Here is a 17734-nt window from a genome sequence, read left to right as displayed (position 1 = left end):
AAACTAAAAAAGAAAATTTTTGTCAAATCTTAAATCTATTCAATTGCAGTAAATTATGGTAGACTGTTGTCTAGAACTGTTGGTATTAAACGATTAGGGGAAGTATATTATGGAGACACGCAGGAACTGGTTTACTTATATATACTTGACTTTTTTTGGTATATTTGTATGCTATAGTTTGTTCGGCGGGATATTGAACATAGGAGTTTCAACAAAATATCCGTTTTTGTGGTATGGGGGAATCCTTTTAGCCATGGGCGGTCTGTGGCTCATATCCAATTCTGCGGCAATTATACTCTCTCATTTTGATATATACAGATTCAGACTCCGGAGCAGGATACCCGGTATCATAGCTGAAGCTGTGATTATTGCTGCTTTGATTCTTGCCGCCGGAGCCGTCAGAATATGGATTATCCGTTATTTGCCGGTCCAACCCCAATCTGACTTTCAAACCTATTACAATGTGGCCGATTTGCTGGCAAAAGGCACTCTTAAAAGAGACGGAGCCGGATACTGCGATTATATATCACAGTTTCCCCATGTCATTGGCTATCCGTATATTCTATCGCTGATATTCAAGGTGTTTGGCGCCTCTGTCACAACGGGCCTGTATTTTAATTTGGTTGTCAGCCTCTTGAGTGTATTTTTTGTGAACAGGATTGCGAGACTCGTCTGCGGCAGGGCGGCGGGCGTTCTGGCAATGGTGCTGGCTGCTTTCTGGCCTTCACAGGTACTCTTTATAAATCAGATGGCCTCCGAACCGCTTTTCACCTGCCTGTCCCTGCTTTGCATATGGATTACGGCATATTTGTTCAGTCCCTCCTCTTCGGCCAGGGATATAAGGATATTTGTGCTGAACATCCTTTTAGGTATCATGCTGGCGATTGCAGGCGGAGTACGTCCGGTGTCGGTGGTGCTGCTTATAGCCATAATAGTCTGTACAATAACCTATAAGGCCGGAAATGCTGAAGCCTCAAATACAAAAGCCGGGTTGATAAAGACCTGCATGGCAAGGGGATGGATCAGGGCAATTTTTTTATTGGCCGGTTTTTTAATCTGCTCCCAGCTGATCAGCGGGGCTACCGCCCGGGCAATTGACAGAAAGCTTCCGGATACTACCGTATCCTTCGGATATAATCTGATGGTGGGTTTGAATGTTGAAGCAAAAGGAGCCTGGAATGAGCAGGATGCAAAATTCCTCAACGACAGGTTTATAGAAACAGGTTCAGCCGTTGAAGCCCACAAGGCCTCTCTGGAGCAGGCCCTCAAGCGGATAAAGGAAGACCCTGAGGGTATAGCCAACCTGCTATTTCAAAAATATGCTCTTCTCTGGGCAAATGATGATTATGGTTCCTATTGGAATTTACTGTTCATGGAACAGCAGCACAATTTAACTCCCGAGAGAAAAGAATTTATAAATAGTGTAGCAATCTGGAATAATATATATTACATCATATGTGTTTATATGTCCCTTATAGCCGGAATATTCCTGTGGTTCAGAAAAAGGGCAGGCACCGTGCATATATTGATATTGTATTTTGTCGGTATTGCTTTTCTTCATATGGTAGTCGAAAGCCAGAGCAGATATCACTACAGTATATTGCCTGTATTTGCAATACTGGCGGCTGTGGGTGCGGCAGAAATATTCAGGTTTCACCGGCACAGGGAAGAGCAGAGCTGCGGGAGCCAAAGTGAAGCAGCCGGGCCGGAACACGAAAACAGGTCAATTGGAGAACAATTATCAAAAAAACAGGAACCCGGTATTGAGGAGAGCAAAGCCCCGGTGTTTACCGGCGAAGATAAAAATACTGTTGCCGGCAACCGGTTTGACATGCTGGATGCCATACAAAAGGGTCATGTCACTGTTACCGTAACAGAGGCATATTTGAAGGAAAAAGAAGAAAAGCTCAAGGAGGATAATAAAGAGTAAATTTTATTCCTCCATACAGGAAGGATACCGGTTTGAAAGCTATAGGGCACATGGAGGGTACAATGGATCTTTTAAGGAAATTTGAAAGGGTAGTTAAAATTGCTTTAATTGTCATGCTTATTGTCTCGGCAGGTCTGATATCGGCATGGCTGCTTTCGGCAAACAAAAAAGAAGAGCCTGATGTTTCCCTCGGAGGGGCGGCAGAACAAAACGAAGTTTCATCAAATACCCGACTGGCGGACAAGCTGGATCTGCTCCCGGATAAATGCACACTTAATATGGATTTGTCAAATCTGACCTTTTCAGGGGAAGACGGAGAAAAAATTGCTTTGTCCGGCCTGAGGGGCAAAACAGTTATTTTAAATTTCTGGGCCAGCTGGTGCCCATACTGCAACAGTGAGCTGGAACAGTGGCGTGATATAAGGGAACGGCTTTCCCAATACTCAAATGTTGAGATGTTATTGGTAAATAAACTTGATAATAATAAAGAAACCAAAGCCCAGGCTCTGGATTATTTGAAAAAAAATCAAATACCCTTTGAAAACGTATATGACGAGGGTTTGAAGGTATATGACCAGCTGGGACTCAAGGTCATACCTACAACCCTTGTTATTGATGGTCAGGGGCTGTTGAGAGCGTGGCATGCGGGGAAGGATATGAAGCCGGAGCTTTTGAAATCAATGGTTGATTACGCGGTACACGGCAGTGCTTATGAAACTTTTAATTTTCTGGATAAGGAGATGATAAACAGGGACGGCGGTGTCAGGACCAATTACCTGCCCGAAAAAGTGTCGGATTTGAGATATACCGATGTTTTGAGCGAATCCCAGGGCTTATTGATGGAATATGCCGTAAACACTGAAAATAAAAGTCTTTTTGAAAAAAGTTTCAATTATGTAAATAAAAATATGCACGATAATCCTCTGGCTGCGTGGGTGGTCACTGACAAGGGGCCTGCAAAAGTTAATTCGACCCTGGATGACCTCAGAATATTCCGGGCACTGTATAACGCTGAAAAATTATGGGGAGGCTATGCCGACACCATCAGGAATTATGAGAGGGCACTTTATCGTTACAATACGTATAAGCAAAACCTCATAAACCAATATGATTTTAAATACCGGAAAAAGTCGGACAGCTTAAAACTGTGTTTTGCAGATTTTGAGGCCATGCAATACCTTGCAGAACTAAATCCCCGCTGGAAGGAGATATATACCAATTCCCTGGCAATAGTAAAAGACGGTTATATTGGTGACGTCTTTCCCGTGTATTACCCTGAATATGTTATTGCCGGGAAAACCTATAAAAAAGAGGATATCAATATGGCTGAGGGAATGGTCACACTTCTTCATCTTGCGAAAATCGGACAATTGAAGCCCCAAACTCTGGAATGGTTAAAAACAGCTGTTGAAGGTGAAGGGATATATGCCAGATATAGAGCCGACGGAACGGTGGTTGACGGCTATAATTACGAATCGACCGCAATATACGGGCTGGTTGGCATGATAGCCGCAGCGGCCGGCGACAAGGAGCTGGCAAACAGGGCACAAGCCAGAATGGAGACAATGCGTGTATTTGATTCGGGTAACAAAGTAAACGGCGCGTTCGGAAATCCTGACGGAACAGGAATATATTCTTTTGACCAATGCATCGCACTGCTTTCTTACAGCGTTGCCGGAAAAGACACCAGGCAGGCGTTATGAATATGAAAAACAATAAAGATGAATGGAAAACAGCAAGATTTATTTTTTCAGGTTTGAGCAGGCTTGCAGCCTTTTCAAAAAAAACCGTAGCAGGTTTGAACAAAAACAGAGAGGGAAAGTACTCAATAACTGTCATTGGGCTGGGAGCAGGAGCACTGGCACTGCTGCTGCTTGTGATCATGCTGTTTGTGCCGCCGTTTCTGGGCATGTCGGATGACGGTTCCTTCGCCCGCAGGATTAATCCGGCGGGGATATACCACAGAGAGGACGCAGGTGAAAACCTGTATTTTAATTACTACGTAAGGGAGTATCTGTCCCTGGCCCCGGAAAGCGGTTTTTTTGCCGGGCTGACAGGTCAGCGCGCCCTGATATATGCTGCAAAAGGGCTGGATGGGTTGTTTACCCGTGACAATATTTTTGATTTGAGATTTCTGGCTTTGATATACGGATTGTTATATATCCCTGCAGTCATTCTGCTGGTAAAGCAGGCCGCATACAGGGTAAAGACCTTTACCGAAAGTGTTGTAATAGGTTTGGCAGGTGTGGTTATATTTGCAGATGTATCCTACATAACCTACTTCAGCTCCTTTTATACAGAACCGCTGGTGCTGATTTCCATAATTTTCTGCGCCGGTGCTGCTTTGGCATTGCAGCAGGAAAGATATAATATGCTTTATCTTATTATATATACAATTTTTGGGGTTGTTTTGACAACCATTGAAAATAAATACGCTATAACAGGTTTATTTTTAGGAATATTGGGTGTAAAATTTGTGTTTATCGATAAAGGCCTGTTTTGGAGAACAGGCTGTATTGCGGCGGTGCTTCTGCTTTTTTTGAGCGTAATGTTTTCTGCCGCATACGCACCTTCTTCCTTCACACTTTCGGGGAAATACAATGCAATGACCAGGGGAGTGCTGCTGCAGTCAACCGATCCCGAAGAGACCTTGAGGGAATTCGGCATTGACGGCTCCTATTCAATACTTGCAGACACAAGCAGCAATGAACAATATCCCCTGCTGGACCCCGAAAACAAAGACTTGAAACAAGGGTTTTATGACAGGTATAATTCAGCTGAAATAGCCTATTATTATTTTAAGCATCCCAGATCTCTGGTTGCAATGCTGGATATTTCAGTGAAAGCGGCTTTTAATGTCAGAAGAGAGTTCAGCGGAAATTATGAGAAAGGTGCAGGGATGCCCAGGATGGCCAAAAGCCTGTTTTGGTCCTTATGGAGCAGTTTTAAAACCAATTCCATACCGAAAACCATCGGATTCCTGATAGTTTTGCTGGTGGCAATTGTTTTGCTCTTCAAGCAGAAGTCGGTTAAAATCATAAAAGGATACCGGCAAAGAAGTTCAATACCCCTGGAGGTTATGCTTGTAATATTCTTCGTGGGTGTGTCAAATGCTATTATTACGATAGTTAACAGCGGAGATGCTGAAATGATTCAGAACCTTTTTCTTTTCAGTGTTTCCCTTGACCTTATAATCTATCTCAGTTTAGCGGAAGTGCTGCACAGACTTAAAATATTGTAGCCTGCAGCATGTGGGCAGGTACATGGAGGAGAAATGGCCAGTAAACGTTTTGAAATTTTAGTTCAGGATTTGGGATTGTTAGCATTTTTAATATCTATGTTTTTCAGCCTGGCGGTTTTATTTGCCGGAGGTTCGGAATTCCGGATTGAAAACGCTGTAATGCTGTTTGTCACTGTTATTGCCATCATACTTGTGACGTTTTCGGCCGACCTGGCCTCCTTTATAATTGTCGGGTCCCAAATCATCTGCTTCACGGCTTACAAACTTTTTATGCTGTATCAAAGAGGTTCGGTTATAAGTAGCTATTCATTTGCCTGGCTTGTACTGCCAATACTGGTGGTGGGCTCAATGAGACTGTTTATATTCGGCCGCAGCAAACTTGAACTGGAAAACAGCATATTGAGAGAGCAGGTTGAGGAGCTTGTAATGATAGATCCCCTGACAGGCCTGTATAATTTGAGAAGCTTTTATTACGATATTGATAAGCAGATAAGGTATACAAGACGCAACAAACTTCCGTTGACTCTAATGCTGATAAAGCTGCGCTATGCCCAGGAATTGAAGAGAATACTTTCAAAAAAGAATTTTGATAAACTTAAACAGCGGCTTGCCGAGGTAATTGGTGATGCCATCAGGGTGGAGGACAACCAATACAGTATAGATAGTGACGGAAGTCTTGCAATTATTCTGACCTGTGACGACGCCGGAGGAGAATTGGTCCGCAACCGGATCAGGTCGATGGTAGGTGAAAAAGATGCATTTGACGGGATTACCGATACCTCGATCAAAGTTGAGGTGCAGATTGCTTTTGTTCAATACAGGGAGGAGATCGGAAACGACGGTGTCTTCTTTAAACAGAGTGTTGAAAAGGAACTGCAGTATGACGTTTAAAGGAACCCAGATATTCATTTTATGCCTCTGCATATTTTTCATGATGCCGCTGAAGGGGGCTTATGCCCGGGAGGCCAATGTTTTGAAAGCAAAAGACATACTTTTTGTCTATGATGACGATATGACTCAAAGGGCGTATGAAAATGTTGCGGCTATGGCCGACATACTGACTTACATGGGATATGGGACCACCTACAGTACTGTTGACCAAAGCAGGGGAATGCTTGATAAATTTGACAGCATTTTGTTTTATCATGAAGGCGATGGTATAAACCCTGTGTTTTTACGGGAGCTTCAGGGTTTGAACAATAAAATAATGGTTGTAGGCGGGGGAGATGTTACTGATATAATTAAGGCTTTGAAACTGAACTGTGTTTCTTTTCAGGTACAGGATGCTGTGGTGCGGTTTTCCTATGCTTTCAGTGCCGGGAAGGAAAGCTCAGGTATGCTCAAGGCCGAGAGGGCGACAATTGTTCAGGGTACATTTGCAAACAGTGCCGGTTATATTGAAGCAGATGGGAAAGCTTCGGAATTATCTGTCAGTGCGGACAGATTCAGCTGTATGGGAGTTTTTGATTATGAAAATGATATTTTGAAGGCAGCATTTTCAGATCAGATTTCAAAGTGGAAATGGCCCTTTGAAAATCTGCCCAACAGTTACCCCCAGTATATAATTTTTGATAATGTGTACCCGTTCTTTAACGGTGAGAGGCTGCTGAAGGTTGTAGAAATGCTGGCAGAAAAAGGTACTCCGTATTCCATAACCGTAATGCCTGTATACCGGAACAGTGAATATCCTGCAATGAAGCATTTCTGTGAGATACTCAGATATGCCCAGTCAAAGGGGGCCGGAATAATATTGAAGGCTCCGATGATTAACACTGCTGAGCCTTCCCTTGAGGAAGTCAACAGGAAAATAACCTCTGCGGTGGAGGCATATAACAAATACGGCGTATTTCCCACGGCGATTGAGGCTCCAAATAACTGGATTCATGAAAAACTGGGACTGGATATATTGAGAAGATTCAGTACGGTTATTTTGTACACCGGTCAGGACAGAAACAACTGGTCGGATATTGACGGCTACAATACGGTTTATTCCGATGGACACCATATTATAGCTCCGGCGCTCCTCAACGGGGATACAGGCAGTAACATGGTCAATACCTATAGCACGGCTCTGTATCTGGATATGAATGACGATACGGGCACCATAGAAAACCAGATAAAGCTCATTGAGGATTCTGCGGTACCGCTGAAAAGCCTGAGATCCATAGCTCATACGGTCTACACCGATGACAGGGTGGTAAACTCCAGGGGAGATATACTGACTCTGAATGGCAGAGTACAGTCCCTGCAATATACTCCTTTCACTTATGAGGAAAATTTTGAATATAACAGGGGAGTGGTAGGACGGCTGGCCGAAAGCATGGCCAGGGAAAACAAAAGGCTTCTGATAATTGTTAGCGGAATTTCCATTCTGTTTATTATCTTCATAGCAGTTGCGCGTTATCAAAACAGAAGGCGGTTCCTGTTCAAAAGCAATTCAGGCCAAAATACCGATAAGGGGGACACAGATTGACACTGATAGATATATTGTCATTGTACGCTATTATTGCTATTTGGGGACTTATGCTGATAAATGTGGTTTTGTCCATAGGAGGCTTTCTCTACTACATCCGGGTCAACCGTACCGACGGACACATAAAGCTGAAGGAATATCCCATGGTTTCAATAATGGTTCCGGCTCATAATGAAAGCATTGTAATAAGAAAGACTGTTCAGGCGCTTTTGGCTCTTGATTACCCGAAGGATAAATACGAAATCATAGTAATAAACGACAATTCCTCTGATGACTCTGCGGAGGTTTTGAAAAAAATACAGGAAAAAAATCCCGACAGAAAGCTGATAGTAATAAATACCGATAACGTTTCGGGCGGCAAGGGAAAGTCCAATGCTCTCAATATCGGATTTTCGGTGAGCAGCGGAAGTGTAATCGCAATATATGACGCCGATAATACCCCCGAACCCAATGCACTCACCCTATTGGTGGAAAATCTCATGTCGGACGATAAGCTGGGCGCCGTCATAGGAAAGTTCAGAACCAGGAACAGGAATGCTTCCCTGATGACCCGCTTTGTAAATATAGAAACCCTGGCTTATCAATGTATGAACCAGGCAGGCAGATGGTTTTTCTTCAAGCTGTGCACAATACCCGGCACAAACTTTGTCATACGCAGGAGCATTATTGAACGTATCGGAGGCTGGGATACAAAGGCCCTGTCTGAAGACACCGAAATAAGCTTCAGAATATACAGGATGGGATATAAAATTAAACTGATGCCCCTGTCTGTGACCTGGGAACAGGAACCGCAGCTGCTACGCATATGGCTCAAGCAGAGGACAAGATGGGCAAAAGGGAATATATACGTACTGAAGGAAAACTTCAAGTATGTATTTGACAGGAAAGCTGGAGCTATGCGGCTGGATGTCCTGTACTACGGACTGGTTTACATCCTTATGCTGTCCTCTCTTGTCTGTTCCGATCTGATATTCATCCTGTCGGTTTTGGGTTTTGCACATGTCACCCTGGGGGGCTTTTCCAGTGTGCTCTGGCTTATGGCCATACTCGTATTTGTTTTAAATGTGCTGATAACCCTGGCAGTTGAGAAAAATGAGTTCAATATGGAGTCGGCACTGCTCATACTATTGATGCTTTTTACCTATTCCAAGCTATGGGTGGCTGTAGTATTGAATGCTTTAATACAAAGTGCAAATGATGCCATATTTAAAAGAGAGATAAAGTGGTATAAAACTGAGCGATCTATAGAAAATAATAGAGAACCGGGGGAGAATGCTAATGTTCATGTTCGTGTTAAAAGGAAGAAGGAGTAAATTCTTCAGAGTATCTATTTTTGTATTGATAACAATAGTTTTTGCGGCAGGCGGAACAGCTCGGGACGTCTATGCAGCTTCTGCCGCAAAAGCATCCATTGCCGAGGCTGCCGCAACTGATGTCTCCGGCCGGGATAATAAGGATAAAGTAATATCTTCGGAGGATGCTTTGCTGTCCAGTGTCGGCAGTATGCTCGAAAATGCCGGCGCGCCTGCATCCACAAAGCCCAAACTTCCCAAGGCCAGTCTGACTGCGGATTTTACATGGGATGCGCCGCAGATACTGAAGGGAATATACTCTTCGGCAGACCTGTATTTCAGCCTGCCTAAATACTGGAGTACGAAATATGTATGTGTAAAGCTGGAATACAGGGTCAGCCAGCTGATAAAAAACATACCCTGCACGCTGACCTTTGCAATAAACAAACAACCCTTTTATTCCTGCCAATTGACCTATAAAAATAATGAAAAGAATTTTATATATGTTTTAATACCGGCAAACCTGATCAAAAATGACAGGGAGAGCAGCACAAACACCCTTACCATATTTGGCTATGCCAGGCTTTATAATGATCAGGGCTGCATAGACGATGAAAGCAATGCAAACTGGATTACCTTCTCCGAAGCCTCCGGTGTGGAAGTAGGCTATGATCTGCTGGCTCACCAAAACCGTATCGACTTTTATCCGTATCCCTTCATATCTTCGGATAACCAGAGCGGAGCGGATACGGCGGTCACTGTTGCAGATACGGCTCAGAACGAAGAGGTAGCTGCTGCCATGATGATTATGACCGGACTGGGCAAGAATACAAAAAATAATAATAATCTTGAAATAAGTTCCTGGCAGGAAGCTCAAAGCGGCGGCAAAAGCAGGCATATATTGGTCGGACTGTCAAAGGATATGCCTGCCGGGCTCACTAAATATATTCAGCCTTACCGCAATCAGTTAAAGGGGCAGGTCATGCTCCTGTTTGTAAATGATGACCGGGGCAATCCCTTGCTCCTCATTACCTCCGAGGATGCCGACTGTCTGGCCGAAGCGGGTTATTTCCTGGGAGACAGTGAGCGTGTAAGTCAGGAAAGCGATAATATAACCTTCATAAGGAAAGGTACTGCGGAAATAAGGAAGAATGCCAGAGCGCAAAGTGATATGAAAGCCGACAGATATAACCTTCAGGAGATGACCGGCGGGGGCTTTGAGTTCATAGGGCCCTTCCGCCAGGAAAAAACACTGTTTTTACCCTTGCCTGCCGATTATATCTTATCCTCAGCAAGTAAGGTGACGGTAAATTTCAGGTACAGCAAAAATCTGGATTTCAATAGGTCAATGCTCACCGTCTACTGGGGCGATATACCTGTGGGAAGTAAAAAGCTGGCGCTGGAGAACGCCGACAATGACGAACTAACCTTCTTCATGCCTGCCGATGTCGTGGGCACAAAAGGCAGCAGCATGAAGTTTGCATTTGATCTGGAAATACCCGATCTTTTTTGTACTACAAGGCGGGATGAGATGCCATGGGCATATATCACAAAGAATACATCCATCTACCTGCCCCCCGACAACAGTACCAGACTCAGCTTTGACAGCAGGCCGGCTCCTTTTCAGAAAGGGGGCAGTCTGAACGACGTTTTGCTGGTATTGTCGGACAAACCGTCTGCAGCAGAACTGACACTGCTGGGGAGAACACTTTCATTATATTCGGCTGCAGCCGATGCCTATGGCAGCCTGACAGTTAAAAAGGCGGGCGAATTCAACGAGCAGGAGGCAAACTATAATATCATCACATCGGGAACTCCTGCCGGTAACAGCCTCATATCAAAAATTAATGACAAACTTTACTTTAAGTATAACAGCAGCGGGTCGGAATTTATGACAAATGACAAATTAATCCTTACCTCTGATTATGCAAGATCCATAGGGACGCTGCAGCTGCTGAAATCACCCTATGCCGACGGCAGAGCACTTCTGGTCCTGACAGGGCCTGATCCCAATGCTCTTGGCAGGGTGATGAAGCTGGTCAGCAATGAAAAAATGAGCTGGAATCTTAAGAATGATTTTGTTCTGATTGACAGCAAAGGCAATATAAAATCCTATCAGTTTCAGAATGAGGAGCTTACCGAAACCAAACCCACCCTGGCAAAGAGCATATTTGAAAACAGAAGCTCCCTGCTGTTTGCACTTGCAGGAACCTCGGTCATGGTGGTGCTGTTCTTGGCAATGCTGTTGATAATACTGAGAATGCGGCATAAAAAGCCAAATCCATAATGGCGGGATTACAATCCGGCAATAATATAAACGGGGCTGTCTCAATTGATTCTCTTGAGACGGCCCCGTCTGCTTTAAAGATTATTTAAATTTAAAATATTTGCGCAATAAGGTTAACTTTAAACTTTACTTTAAAAACTTTACTCTGAAATCCAGCGGCTGAAACTGCTTTTCATCGGGAGAAGCAGTAGGCTTTCCAAAAGGCATCTGGGCCAGCAGCTTCCAGTTGGAAGGAATATTCCATTCCCTGCTTATACTGGAATCTATAAGGGGATTATAATGCTGCAGCGAAGCACCAAAACCCTCCAGCTCAAGTGCGGTCCAAACTATATACTGCAGCATTCCGCTGGACTCTAAAGACCAGACGGGAAAATTGTCCTTGTACAGTTCAAATTGGCGCTGCAGTGATTCTACCACTGATTGATCCTCAAAAAACAATACCGTACCATAACCGTTTTTAAATGAATCAATTTTGCTTTCAGTTGAACTAAAGTTCTCTGGAGGTACGAGCTTTCTCAGTTCCTCCTTTGTCAGATCCCATAATTTATCGTGATGTACGCCGAGTAAAACCATGACTCTGCTGCTCTGACTGTTAAACGCAGTAGGAGCGTATTTAACTGCATCATTTACAATTTCCTGAAGCCTTGTATTTGAAACAGTTGACTCTTTGCTGATTCCATAAAAAGAACGTCTATCTTTAACCGCATTATAAAAATCTTTTGACATATTGGTAATCCTCCTTAATGTTTTTACATAAATAAGATTTACCACTTAAATACGATTTTAAACATATATTACCGGTCTTTTCTGTAGGATTTACCGCCTGCAGCTTTAAAACCCGGGTGACCTGACTTTCTTTTCGGCCCCTGGCCTCCGTTTCCGCCGCCATGACCGGTAAAGGTGTTGTAGGTGCCGCTGTTTCTGCCGAAACCGGAACTGCTTCTTCCGGCTTTTTTACGCGGGGTTGATTTCTCAATATTAATCCTCTTGCCCTTGATGGTATGGTTCTTCATGGACCGCAGGACCTCTGCGGCAAATTCCTTTGGTACTTCAACAAAGGAATACCTGTCGAAAATATCTATGGAACCCACCATTTTACCGGGAAGGCCGGAAGATTCCACAAGGCCTTCAATAATATGCTTGGGCTGGATCTTGTTCTCGCTGCCGATATTGATAAACAGCCTTACCATATCATTGCCGGAATCCGAATCGAAATCCGACGTTTCGTCTATTTCACTTACCGTATTTGGAAAGTTTCCGCTCTGCTCGGTGTACATCTTTAACAATGCGGCAGCTACATCCAGAGAAGTTACGAAACTATCATCCTGATCTTCAGTATCGGAATTGATTGTATTTACAAATCTCTCAATATGGCTTAGATACTTGGATAATCCTTCATGGCCCAGATTTTCCTTAAGTAAATTGAGCACATTTGACATCTTTTTCTCTTCAACATCATTTATTGTGGGAGGCTTTATCAAGCTTACAGTAGATTTTGTATAGCGCTGAATATCTCTGAGCTTATAAATTTCCCTTCCCGAAATAAAGGTAAAGGCTTTGCCTGTTCTGCCCGCCCTGCCTGTTCTGCCGATTCTGTGAACGTAGTATTCTTCATCACTTGGAATGTCATAATTGAATACGGCTTCCACGTCATCCACATCAATACCCCTTGCTGCTACGTCTGTGGCAATCAGAATGTCAAAGTTTCCTTTTCTGAACTGGGACATGACCTTGTCTCTGTGCTCCTGGCGCATGTCGCCATGGAGGGCTTCGGCTGAGAAACCTCTTGACTGGAGACTTGAGGTCAGATCATCGACTCTCTTTTTAGTATTGCAGAATACCAGGGACAGCTTGATGTCATTTGTATCAATCAGGCGGGAAAGAACCTCCAGCTTTGCAGATTCCTTGACTTCCAGATAATACTGCTCAATACTGGGAACAGTCAGCTGTTTGTGTGCTACCTTTATATGAACCGGGTCTTTTTGATATTTCCTGGTTATATCAAGAATTTCCTTTGGCATTGTGGCCGAAAAGAGTATTGTCTGCCTGTCTTCAGGAACCTTTTCCAATATGGTATCAATGTCTTCGCGGAAACCCATATTCAGCATTTCATCCGCTTCATCCAGAACTATCATTTTCAGGTTTTCCAGCTTTATGGTCCTGCGTCTCATGTGGTCCATAACACGTCCGGGAGTTCCGATTATAATCTGGGGACGCTTTTTCAGCGCCAATATCTGTCTGTCTATGGGCTGGCCGCCGTATACAGGTAAAATTCTTATTCCGTCTTTATATTTCAATACATTTCTCAGCTCTTCCGAGGACTGTATTGCTAGCTCTCTTGTGGGACAAAGCACCAAAACCTGTATGGTATCAATTTGGGGCTGAATCATTTCAATGGCCGGTATGCCGAATGCACAGGTCTTTCCTGTTCCTGTCTGAGCCTGGCCTATTAAATCATTACCTTCAAGAATTGGGGGAATAGATTGGGATTGAATGGGAGTGGCCTCCTCAAACCCCATGTCGGCTATTGCATGTTGTACTTCATTTGAAAGGTTGAGATCCTTAAAACTTAAATTTTCCATTTTTGTTCCTTTACTTTATAATCTTAAAATTTATCATACCTATACAATAATAATTATTATTTACTGTTTTTGCAATGTTTATTTATTTTGTGGTAATATATGGTAGGGGTTCGGACGCTTGAACCCGGTATATTTTTAAGATTGCCTTAACAAAATAATCACGGGCTGCAACACTATTTGCCAGTACCTGGCTGCTATGCTATTATAGATTGGTAATAAAACCAACATATATTAAGGAGAAATATGATATTTAAGGATTTAAATTTAAACGAACCTATTTTAAGGGCCATAGAGCATGAAAAATATGAGGTGCCGACAAGTATTCAGGAACAGGCTATTCCTCCAATACTGTTAAAAAAGGATCTGCTTGGCTGTGCACAAACCGGAACAGGTAAGACGGCGGCTTTTGCAATGCCCATAATTCAATTGCTTTCAGAAGAAATTGCAGGAAAGAAATCAAGGCCCATAAGGGCTCTTGTACTCACACCTACAAGAGAATTGGCAATGCAGATTATGGAGAGTTTCGCAGCTTACGGGAGATTTACCGGGTTAAAATACTGTGTTGTTTTTGGAGGAGTGGCGCAGAAAACACAAACAGATAAATTGCAGGCAGGCGTTGATGTTTTAATAGCCACTCCGGGAAGATTGCTTGACCTGATCAATCAAAAATATATTGATTTATCACATATCGGTTATTTTGTACTTGACGAAGCAGATAGAATGCTGGATATGGGGTTTGGACCCGATGTGAGGAAAGTAATAAAAATTTTACCTTCCAAAAGACAAACTCTGCTTTTTTCAGCTACCATGCCGGAGGAAATTGCAAAACTCGCAAATTCATTGCTGACAGATCCGGTAAAAGTATCGGTTACGCCGGTCTCATCAACTGTGGATACTATTATGCAGAGCGTTTACTTTGTAGAAAAGAAAGACAAGAGAGCCTTATTGATACATCTGTTGAAGGATAAAACATTTGAATCGGTTCTGGTATTTACCCGTACAAAGCACGGTGCGGACAGAGTGGCAAAAACACTTGTCAAAGCGGGAATTAAAGCGCAGGCCATACATGGAGATAAATCACAGGGCGCCAGGCAGCTGGCATTAAACTCTTTCAAGGGAAGGAAAATCAGGGTTTTGGTGGCTACGGATATTGCCGCCCGCGGAATTGATGTGGAAAAACTCTCACATGTTATTAATTTTGATCTGCCGGCCTCTCCCGAAACCTATGTTCATAGAATCGGCCGTACAGGAAGAGCAGGGCAGGAAGGTGCATCAATATCCTTTTGTGATGAAGAGGAAAGGAAGTATCTAAAAGATATTGAAAAATTAATATCAAAGCGTATACCTGTAGTTGAGGAACATGAATATTCAATTGTAAATCATACTCCTGCCGTAGTAATGAATTCCGAACCAAGAGTAAATCATGTAAAGCCTCAGCAAAAAACTATTTCAAGAAGGTCTGAAAGGGAAAGGCCTGGCAAGCCCAAAGCAAATTTTGGCATCAAGAATCCAAATAATAAGAACATTAAGAGCATTGGCAGCAAAAAGAGCAGCACTGGAAAAGACCGTCCAAATTAGTCTTATCCAACAGGGAGCACTTGTATAGGAAAAACAGCTCAGCAAAGGATATACAATAAAGGGTATACAATAAAGGGTATACAGCAAAGGATATATAAAATCAAATATAAACAAACAATAAATATATTCAAACTATTGGGGGATAAACGTCATGAAAAAATTCGCATTTGTATCTGACTTTGATGGAACACTTACAGACAGGGACTTTTACCATATAGTTATGGATAAGTATTTAAAAGATTGGGCCTGGGATTATTATGAGGAATGGAAAAAGACAAAAAAAATAAACGTGGACTTTCTGAACAGGATTTTCGGTTCCATGGACAGGAACGAGGAAGAAATCCTGGAGGATATATTGGGACTTCCCCTTGATCCCTATGCAATAGACTTTATAAAAAAAGTTGAGGCTTCGGGAGGGGATTTTTATATATTGAGTGCCGGCACTTCATATTATATTAAAAAGCTGTTGGGACATTTCAATATTCGGAATGTCACGGTAATTTCCATGGAGGGCAGATACCAGAACAGAGGAATTACCATAATGCCCGATCCAAAGAATGAGTTTTACTCCAGTATTTGGGGCATAGATAAGGCGAAAGTGGTAGCAGCCTTGAAGGCAAGATATGAAAAAGTATATTTTGCCGGGGACAGCGAGCCTGATATAGGGGCGGCAAAAGCTGCCGATTGCGCTTTTGCAAGAAATGATCTGAAAAAGCATTTATCAGAACAAAATGTACCATTTGTTCCTTTTAACAAATATAATGAGGTTGATGAGTATATGGTCCGGCAGGGGATGCTGAAATAGACAACCTCAAAAACCGTATAAACAGCCGGCATGTGAGTAAAGAATTTGGAGGCAATATGAAAACAGCCATACACAGAATTGATATTCCTGCAATAATGGAGGTAAACAGCAACATTCTGGAAAATGTCGGTTCATATGTTGAAAGAGCCGGTATTTCAAGGGTTATTGTGCTATTCGGAGAGGGCATAAGAGAGCTTTTTGGAGAAAAAATCATTTCTTCCATTAAGAATAAAACGGCACTCTCACTTCTGGAAACCTATGACTTTGATGATATAACCATTGAAAAGCTTATACCCCATGCTTTTTCCATCCCTTCAAAAGCCGATGCGGTCGTCGGTGTGGGCGGGGGAAAGGTGCTGGATACTGCCAAGTATATTGCTTTTTTGAATAACCTTCCTTTTATAAGCATACCCACTTCAACCTCAAATGACGGCTTTTCAAGCTCAGGCTGTTCACTGGTCATAAACGGCAAAAGAACCTCGGTGCATGCCGCAATGCCTTTTGGTATCATTGTTGATCTTGCGGTTATAAAAAACGCTCCTGTCAAATTCATATATTCCGGGCTGGGAGATATAGTTTCTAAGATTTCGGCGGTATTTGACTGGTATTTTGAAGAACGTAACAATGCGGCAAGGGTTGATGATTTTGCCGCCATGCTGGCTAAAAAGTCGGTCAACAGTATTGTGAGAATGCCCTACACCAATATAACCGAACAATTTTTTCTGAAAGAGATGGTTGACTCGCTGACCATGAGCGGTATTGCAATGGAAATAGCGGGCAGCAGCTCACCGGCCAGCGGAAGTGAGCACCTCATATCCCATGCTCTGGATAAAATACTCGACAAGCCTCAGCTCCACGGAATCCAGGTGGGAATTGCAACATACCTGATGAGTCTGGTTCAGCAGCACAGGTTTGAGCGCGTGGAAAAGTTCCTGGGCGATACAGGCTTCTTTGATCATGTTGCAACTCTTGGTATGAAGGCTGAGGCTTTTGAGAAGGCAATCGACATTGCTCCCTCCATAAAACCCAACAGGTATACCTTCATACATGTTGAGGCGAACAGGAACAGGGCAAAGGAACTTTTAAGGAGCAATGAGATACTGAACAAAATACTGACTTAATTAATTTTGCCGGTCAGAATTAAATTATTGCAAATCAACTGGTACGCGAGGACAACTTCATAAAAAAAAGGATGCACGGTTAAAAACAGTTGCGATAAAAATAACCTGTTGTGCTGATAAAGATTTTGTTTTACTTTACAGAAAGATTTTCTTAAAATCAACTGGGTACGCGAGGACAACTTCATAAAAAAAGATGCACGGTTAAAAACAATTGCGATAAAATTGCCGACGAAGGTAAAGTGGTTTTGCCGGCAAAGCAACAGGACGTTGCTTTGAGCTTCAAATCGAGACAGGATGTCGAGTTTGAGCGACGGCAAAACCGCTTTAAATGAGGCGGTACAATTTTCGCAATTGTTTTGGGTGCATTTCTTTTTTTATGAAGTTAGTACGGGAGTTACCAGTGGATATAAAAAATACAAATGTAA

At 42.9% G+C, this 17734-nt stretch carries 12 protein-coding genes; 10 read left to right on the top strand and 2 right to left on the bottom strand.

Translation table 11 applies throughout. The annotated features are described in order from the left end of the window. Window positions 1–109 precede the first annotated feature (109 nt). The 7 genes from CTER_RS13420 to CTER_RS13390 all read left to right on the top strand — a co-directional run bounded on the left by CTER_RS13420 (window position 110) and on the right by CTER_RS13390 (window position 11223). Entirely contained in the window at window positions 110–1930 is a 1821-nt protein-coding gene (locus CTER_RS13420; protein WP_004625910.1) for a glycosyltransferase family 39 protein, read from the top strand. A 62-nt stretch (window positions 1931–1992) separates the two neighbouring features. Next, window positions 1993–3633 (top strand): TlpA family protein disulfide reductase, encoded by a 1641-nt coding sequence (locus CTER_RS13415; RefSeq protein ID WP_004626119.1) that lies wholly within the window; start codon window positions 1993–1995, stop codon window positions 3631–3633. A gap of 2 nt (window positions 3634–3635) precedes the next feature. Further along, the gene (gene wsfD, locus CTER_RS13410; RefSeq protein ID WP_131469433.1) at window positions 3636–5171 is read left to right on the top strand and encodes a glycan biosynthesis hexose transferase WsfD; all 1536 of its coding nucleotides are present in this window, start codon (window positions 3636–3638) and stop codon (window positions 5169–5171) included. Between the two features lie 33 nt (window positions 5172–5204). Next, window positions 5205–6062 (top strand): GGDEF domain-containing protein, encoded by an 858-nt coding sequence (locus CTER_RS13405; protein WP_004626073.1) that lies wholly within the window; start codon window positions 5205–5207, stop codon window positions 6060–6062. An 82-nt stretch (window positions 6063–6144) separates the two neighbouring features. Further along, complete coding sequence (locus CTER_RS13400; protein ID WP_165585965.1) at window positions 6145–7644, top strand: DUF2334 domain-containing protein; 1500 nt, start codon at window positions 6145–6147, stop codon at window positions 7642–7644. After that, window positions 7641–8957 (top strand): glycosyltransferase family 2 protein, encoded by a 1317-nt coding sequence (locus CTER_RS13395; RefSeq protein ID WP_004626054.1) that lies wholly within the window; start codon window positions 7641–7643, stop codon window positions 8955–8957. The genes CTER_RS13400 and CTER_RS13395 overlap by 4 nt, the downstream gene beginning before the upstream one ends. Beyond that, window positions 8923–11223, top strand: coding sequence for a cellulose biosynthesis cyclic di-GMP-binding regulatory protein BcsB (locus tag CTER_RS13390; protein ID WP_004626023.1), 2301 nt, complete (start codon window positions 8923–8925; stop codon window positions 11221–11223). The genes CTER_RS13395 and CTER_RS13390 overlap by 35 nt, the downstream gene beginning before the upstream one ends. A 126-nt stretch (window positions 11224–11349) precedes the next feature. Here CTER_RS13390 and CTER_RS13385 read toward each other — a convergent pair whose 3' ends face one another. Both CTER_RS13385 and CTER_RS13380 read right to left on the bottom strand, forming a co-directional pair. After that, window positions 11350–11949 (bottom strand): nitroreductase family protein, encoded by a 600-nt coding sequence (locus CTER_RS13385; RefSeq protein WP_004625929.1) that lies wholly within the window; start codon window positions 11947–11949, stop codon window positions 11350–11352. 68 nt (window positions 11950–12017) lie between these two features. Then, window positions 12018–13805: a DEAD/DEAH box helicase gene (locus CTER_RS13380; protein ID WP_004626014.1), complete on the bottom strand. Its 1788-nt coding sequence runs from the start codon at window positions 13803–13805 to the stop codon at window positions 12018–12020. Window positions 13806–14048: 243 nt separating this feature from the next. Between CTER_RS13380 and CTER_RS13375 the strand changes: the two genes are divergently transcribed. From CTER_RS13375 to CTER_RS13365, 3 genes are all read left to right on the top strand, one after another. Next, entirely contained in the window at window positions 14049–15383 is a 1335-nt protein-coding gene (locus CTER_RS13375; protein WP_004626051.1) for a DEAD/DEAH box helicase, read from the top strand. A gap of 151 nt (window positions 15384–15534) precedes the next feature. Next, complete coding sequence (locus CTER_RS13370; protein ID WP_004625931.1) at window positions 15535–16188, top strand: MtnX-like HAD-IB family phosphatase; 654 nt, start codon at window positions 15535–15537, stop codon at window positions 16186–16188. A gap of 56 nt (window positions 16189–16244) precedes the next feature. Further along, window positions 16245–17309 (top strand): iron-containing alcohol dehydrogenase family protein, encoded by a 1065-nt coding sequence (locus CTER_RS13365; RefSeq protein WP_004626069.1) that lies wholly within the window; start codon window positions 16245–16247, stop codon window positions 17307–17309. Window positions 17310–17734: the final 425 nt, after the last annotated feature.

Origin of the sequence: Ruminiclostridium cellobioparum subsp. termitidis CT1112 (genome assembly GCF_000350485.1) — a bacterium.
Taxonomy (GTDB): domain Bacteria; phylum Bacillota; class Clostridia; order Acetivibrionales; family DSM-1351; genus Ruminiclostridium; species Ruminiclostridium termitidis.
Note: the sequence above shows the minus strand (reverse complement) of the source record. Positions and strands in the feature narration are given on the sequence as shown.

Excerpts from the sequence above, each read along its gene's own strand:
- CTER_RS13420 (WP_004625910.1), top strand. The coding sequence starts at position 110 with ATGGAGACACGCAGGAACTGGTTTACTTATATATACTTGACTTTTTTT.
- CTER_RS13415 (WP_004626119.1), top strand. The coding sequence starts at position 1,993 with ATGGATCTTTTAAGGAAATTTGAAAGGGTAGTTAAAATTGCTTTAATT.
- wsfD (WP_131469433.1), top strand. The coding sequence starts at position 3,636 with ATGAAAAACAATAAAGATGAATGGAAAACAGCAAGATTTATTTTTTCA.
- CTER_RS13405 (WP_004626073.1), top strand. The coding sequence starts at position 5,205 with ATGGCCAGTAAACGTTTTGAAATTTTAGTTCAGGATTTGGGATTGTTA.
- CTER_RS13390 (WP_004626023.1), top strand. The coding sequence starts at position 8,923 with ATGTTCATGTTCGTGTTAAAAGGAAGAAGGAGTAAATTCTTCAGAGTA.
- CTER_RS13385 (WP_004625929.1), bottom strand. The coding sequence starts at position 11,949 with ATGTCAAAAGATTTTTATAATGCGGTTAAAGATAGACGTTCTTTTTAT.
- CTER_RS13380 (WP_004626014.1), bottom strand. The coding sequence starts at position 13,805 with ATGGAAAATTTAAGTTTTAAGGATCTCAACCTTTCAAATGAAGTACAA.
- CTER_RS13375 (WP_004626051.1), top strand. The coding sequence starts at position 14,049 with ATGATATTTAAGGATTTAAATTTAAACGAACCTATTTTAAGGGCCATA.
- CTER_RS13370 (WP_004625931.1), top strand. The coding sequence starts at position 15,535 with ATGAAAAAATTCGCATTTGTATCTGACTTTGATGGAACACTTACAGAC.
- CTER_RS13365 (WP_004626069.1), top strand. The coding sequence starts at position 16,245 with ATGAAAACAGCCATACACAGAATTGATATTCCTGCAATAATGGAGGTA.